The organism is Providencia sp. PROV208 (assembly GCF_028479465.1).
Lineage (GTDB): Bacteria > Pseudomonadota > Gammaproteobacteria > Enterobacterales > Enterobacteriaceae > Providencia > Providencia alcalifaciens.
Genome location: NZ_JAMPNS010000037.1, coordinates 1 through 5865, shown reverse-complemented (window position 1 = coordinate 5865; position 5865 = coordinate 1). Strand labels below are relative to the sequence as shown.

The 5865-nt window shown below is 31.7% G+C and carries 4 protein-coding genes and 1 pseudogene; all 5 read left to right on the top strand.

All coding sequences use genetic code 11. From position 1 onward, the window contains the following. The first annotated feature begins 296 nt into the window (after nucleotides 1-296). The gene (locus tag PR766_RS18335; RefSeq protein ID WP_036950982.1) at nucleotides 297-815 is read left to right on the top strand and encodes a cytochrome b; all 519 of its coding nucleotides are present in this window, start codon (nucleotides 297-299) and stop codon (nucleotides 813-815) included. 734 nt (nucleotides 816-1549) lie between these two features. Beyond that, nucleotides 1550-2953 (top strand): cytochrome c peroxidase, encoded by a 1404-nt coding sequence (locus PR766_RS18330; RefSeq protein WP_154635915.1) that lies wholly within the window; start codon nucleotides 1550-1552, stop codon nucleotides 2951-2953. 338 nt (nucleotides 2954-3291) lie between these two features. Then, complete coding sequence (locus tag PR766_RS18325) at nucleotides 3292-4104, top strand: prepilin peptidase (RefSeq protein ID WP_071992138.1); 813 nt, start codon at nucleotides 3292-3294, stop codon at nucleotides 4102-4104. Between the two features lie 371 nt (nucleotides 4105-4475). Beyond that, nucleotides 4476-4784, top strand: a complete 309-nt coding sequence (locus PR766_RS18320; RefSeq protein ID WP_036950977.1) for a hypothetical protein — start codon at nucleotides 4476-4478, stop codon at nucleotides 4782-4784. A 606-nt stretch (nucleotides 4785-5390) separates the two neighbouring features. Next, nucleotides 5391-5865 (top strand): annotated as a pseudogene (locus PR766_RS18315) (hypothetical protein); the annotation flags it as partial.

The window sequence follows — 5865 nt, the reverse complement described above, 5'->3', positions numbered from 1 at the left end:
TACGTTTTATCATAAATGTCACCTTTCTGTTTGTTAGGTATATAATATCACCACTAACTTGGTGACCAAGTTAACTATATCACCACATGTGAGATCCTGTTTAATATTAAGAAGGATAAACTTCTTAATAAAGTAAAACTATGGTGAATAAATACTCCATCAACCATATTGAGTTAGATCACATTCTGAGCTAAAAATAGCTTTTAGCAACTGATGTTAAATATACTTCAGTACTCAACGAGTACAATCTGAGATATTTAAAACCGTTTGACTATAACTATTTTAAGGATATGTTTATGAAGCACAACCGCATGATCATTATTATACATTGGACAATCGCCTTATTGTTTGTATTATTATTTTTGAGCAATTCATTACGTTCCTTATCTGATAAAGGTAGTGAGATTAGAGTATTTTGGCTGAATTTACATGCATGGTTTGGAATTACAGTGTTTGCTTTAACAATTGCCCGTATAATTATAAAATTTTCGGTCAAATCACCTGTATCTCTGTATAAAAACCATTTGATGCAAAAACTTATGTATGGAGCACATGTTATTCTTTACCTCATGACCTTGATTATTCCAATTAGTGGTTATCTTCGTTTTGCGGGGAAAGGGCGTTCATTAACTTTAGCAGGAGATGTTGTACCATCTCTTATAGGGAAAAGCGATTCATTATATCAAATAGGTAAAATGTTGCATGGGGAGGTAATGGAAGTTATTGTTTTAACTATCATTGGTGGTCATATTGCAGCGGCTTTATATCATCAATTTATCAAAAAAGACAAAATTATGTCGCGTATAAAACCATGAAGAATTTCCACTAATCTAGTGATAATGAAAGGGGTTATTAGACTGACCCCTTAACCCTCCAGATAGTTGCTATCACTTAAATGAGTGATAATCTTAACACTCGTTTTCACACTAATTATTAAAAAGAATATGTTCAAGATATTAGCTCCTGAACGCAGAAAAAATACCAGCCCCAAAAATGACGATTGTTCAGTAAAGCTTTTAAGCGGGTAATGCGTATTTTCATGGTTGCTCGCCAACAAGGGGCGACAAGCCGGCTTGTCCTTAGTCAGTAGCAGTATCAAGAAGAAAGACTAACTACGATGATTCAGGTGAACAAGTTGCTCCTACTGCTAAGCTAGCTTCAGCAAGAAAACTCATAAAAGAACTACACAGTTTGCTTGGTAAAAAACCATGAAAAATCGACTATTTAAAAAAGCTGTCGAACCTGGTCGCAAAAAAGTAGCTCTCGCTCTTATCAACCAAGGAGGAGAAATGAGTCAGGAAATATAGGGCACATACAAATTATTAATTATATTGTTTAATACTAATAGTCTTTAGTTATAAATACGTCACAATATCATTACCATGAGCAAAAAATGAAAGTAATTTATATACTATCCTCCTATAATTTGGAATGAGAAAAATAGATATTTCTAATATATTAATAAGCACTAAACATAAAATTAATATTTAGTTAATTTCCATCACCTATCAAGACGACTATTTTTGCTTTTCTCAAGGATTCATTAAAAATGAAAAGTCTATCTGGATGGCTGCGGGGTTCTATAGTAATTGGTGTTCTTGGATACTTAGGGTTGTCCGGCTATATTTATTATTATGACAAACAGCGGATACAAACTGTCACACCATCTATTTCATCATCCTATGAAAATATTAAATTATTAGAGACCCTTGAAAGCACTGGCTGTGATTATTGTCATATGCCATCAACACCATTACCATTCTATTCAAAACTTCCGATTGCAAAACAGTTAATGGAATATGATGTCAATCTTGGTTATAAATCTTTTGATTTTACCCCCATCCGCAATAGTTTAATCAATGGGACGCAACCCCCTGAAAGTGACTTATCTAAATTAGAATGGGTGATAGAACACAATACTATGCCCCCGGCTCGCTATACCAGTTTACATTGGTCCGGTTTTTTTAAGCCAGAAGAAAAAGAAAGGGTATTAAGATGGATAAAGGGTGAACGTCAAAAATATTACGCCCTTGAAAAAACCAGTGAAAAAACGCAACATGAGCCAATACAACCAATTCCACTATCATTGCCCGCCCAAAAAGACAAGGCTACCTTAGGTTCTTTGCTATATCATGACCCTAGATTATCTAAGGATAATTCAATTTCTTGCGCAAGTTGCCACCAACTAGACATGGGGGGAACTGATAATAAAAAAACCTCTATCGGTGTTAATGGACAAATAGGCCCGATTAATGCACCAACTGTATTTAATTCCGTATTTAATGTAAAACAATTTTGGGATGGAAGAGCCAATAATCTACAAGAACAAGCAGGAGGGCCGCCATTAAATCCAATAGAAATGGCATCAAGTTCTTGGCAAGAAATTATTGAAAAATTGAATAAAGACCTTGAATTAAAAAAACAATTTACAACTGTTTATCCTGAAGGCTTCACAGAAATGACAATTACTGACGCTATAGCTGAATTCGAAAAAACGCTAATAACAGTAAACAGTCCATTCGACCAATATTTACGAGGAAATGATAACGTATTGACTGCACAACAACTACGTGGGTATTCTTTGTTTAAAGAGAATAAATGTGCAACCTGCCATGTAGGTAAAACATTGGGAGGGCAATCATTTGAACCTTTAGGTCTCAAAAAAGACTTTGCATTTAGTAACATAACAAATGCAGATTTAGGGGTATTCAATATAACTAAAAATGAACGCGATCGCTTCCGCCAAAAAGTACCAACATTACGTAATATATCTGAAACAGCCCCTTACTTTCATCGTGGGGATATAAAAACCTTGGATGAAGCAGTAAAACTAATGTTAGAATATCAAGTTGGTAAAACCCTACCACAAAAAGATATCGATGATATCATTGCATTCTTAAATTCATTAACGGGTTCCTATATCTCAATAGAAAACCAAAAGAATTTACAGTAAAAAAATACATTGGATTATATATTAAAATATGGACAATAATGACAACTATTGTCCATAAATATTAAACAATTCTATTTAATCAACAATGAGTCATTCAAAACGGATATCTTTTAACATATAAATCTATGACAATAATAGTCTTCGAACTAAACTTAATATAAAATTCCGATAATCACTCAGTGGGATAGACATCAGTGAAACACTGAAAACTCATATTAAACAAACATTAATGAAATACGACTACTAATATAATAATATGGCTAAAACAATCTAAAATCAAAGCATTACCCAAAAAAAATATTTAACCCTTAACTTACGAAACCAACAAAAATATATCTATGTTTATTAATGAATTATATTCATCACTTTCTTTACATCCTTACATCTCAATTATAGGAGGATTAATCATTGGTAGTTTTTTAAATGTCATTATTTGGATCTACCCTAAAAAATTACAGCAGCCCTCGGCAACTAATAATAACGCATCAAATAAACATAAAATATTAAAAAACGTGCAACCTATATATCCTTGCTTGGGTTGTAACAAAAAAGTTCGATGGTATAATAATATACCATTATTATCATGCTTAAATTCGAAAAGTGCATGCCGTTGTTGCTTCCCCCCTATAAATCATCGTTATCCTTTAATCGAAGTAATTACTTCCATTTTATTTTTATTCGCAACGTTAATTTGGTCTGACAATTATTGTAGCTTAGCGGTAATATATTTATCCCTTTTATTAATTACCACCACAATGCTTGATTTAAATTATCAAATATTGCCATATTCTTTTACACAGAATATATTATGGAGTGGTATTATTTTTGCTTGGATTGGAATATTACCGATATCATTATCCACTTCAATTAACGGAGTGACGGTCGGATTCATCTCTTTTTATATAATTCAAGTAATAACTTCATTCTTAATGCGGAGACAAATATTTAAAATGGGTGATGTTATTCTTTTTTCTGGATTAGGGGCATGGATTGGTGTTTTTGCTTTACCTTATCTTGTATTAACAGCCGCAATAATGGGTATTTTATACATTATGATAACTAATAGAATACCTCAAAGAATTACATTTAGTCCATGTTTAACTATTTCCGGACTTGCAATAGTTTACTTTCAAGGATTTATTTCATTTTAATAATTTAAACAGAAAATTTTTCATTCAATAAATTATTCACACAGAAAATCCCAAATAGCAAACCTTAAAAAATTACTATATTCCCCCCCAACCTGGAAATTAAGAGCAAGAGCAGGGAACTTAGAATAGTCTCAGAAAATAGGTGAAAGAATAGAATATCTTCAACATTAGTAACTCCCCAAAAAAAAGAGATATCCAAATATAAAAGTGAGCATTTTTTGATAGTTATCTTCTAAAAAATCAGATAAAAAACATGTAGAAATAAATTTATTTTATACTAAAGGTCCATTCCAATCTAATTTTAGATCATATCCACTGAGCTCAGTAACGTAAAAATTAGTTAACATATATTAATTAGTGTAATTTAAATTATGATGAAAAAATCTTACCTCATTACGAGTCTAAATATAAAATCTCCAGATTCTAGCGTTGCAGATCTAGATACTTTACTATTAGATAGTGATGAAGATAGTGATCCCATACTAACGGAAAAAATAAAAATAGTTGAAAACATCCCAAAAGATTTAAACATCAAAGTGTTAACAAAAGGAGAATGGCTCCTTTATTGGGACAATCGCGAAAATCAATTAAAACAACGAGCAAAAAAACAAAGAAAACGACGCTCCCTAAAAGAATATATACAGGAAATAAAAAAGAGCTCATCAACTAACAATGAATAATAGTTAAGTAATACTTAACACGCAAAATAAAAATTTGGCGTGCATCTCATATTATCAAACAAATCAAAGAGAAACATCATGCAAATATTAAATTTCCTTAAAGCACACCTCCTCCATAGTACAGAGTCAGCCTTAAAACTAGCTCGAAAAGAGGTTGTTCATGGACATGGACATAAGCACCTAGATTTTGCTAACAAATTAATCACCGCAAAAAATGAATCAGCTCATCTCAAACTAATCTCATCGGCAATCAAATCGGAAAGTAAGTATCAAATATTGTGCTCAAAAATAGAAAAATACAATCATCAAGAAATAATACTTCAGCGAATGCAATTTATATCATCTCTACAATTTGTTCGCTCAGATTCAATTGTTTAATTGAATTATGAAATAACATTATGATAAATCTATGCCTATGGATTTATCATAATTCCAAATCTCCCCCTGATTAAATGATCATTTAACCCCTAAAATTTATTCACACAAGAAAGTACACATAATCTAGATTATGTTAAATGATCACGGGGATTAGAAAGTTACAATTATCAAGCAATATAATATACGTCAGCCACAAAGAAACTGCCAAACTTTTTAACGGAAATAAACATGCTTCCTCCATCAATAAATACCCATAATTCACCTATAAATATCACGCCCATTTCACAAGCAAGTAATATTAATACCTGTTTTTTTAAAACACCAGTATATGACCAAATACAAAAACTAACACAGTTGATGGGTGAAGACAAAGGGATTAATGCAATTATGAACTGCGATGAATATCATATCCCCATCAGACACAAAGATCCCAATACACTCTGTGAAAAGCTAGAAAAAAATATATGCTCAATATCAAAAGAATGGGGATGCCCCCCAAAGTTAGTAGAAGAAACATTTGGATATATAAATGGTTTCAGAGAGCCAGTATGCGGTTTATTTGCTAATAATATAATGAAATTATTTCTCGATAATGCTCAAGAAGCCTTCGATAATACAGATAACATACCAATAACTGAATTAAAAAATACTATTAGCAAATTACCCGAAGATAAAAATTTTATACTTAGAATGCAAGATAAAG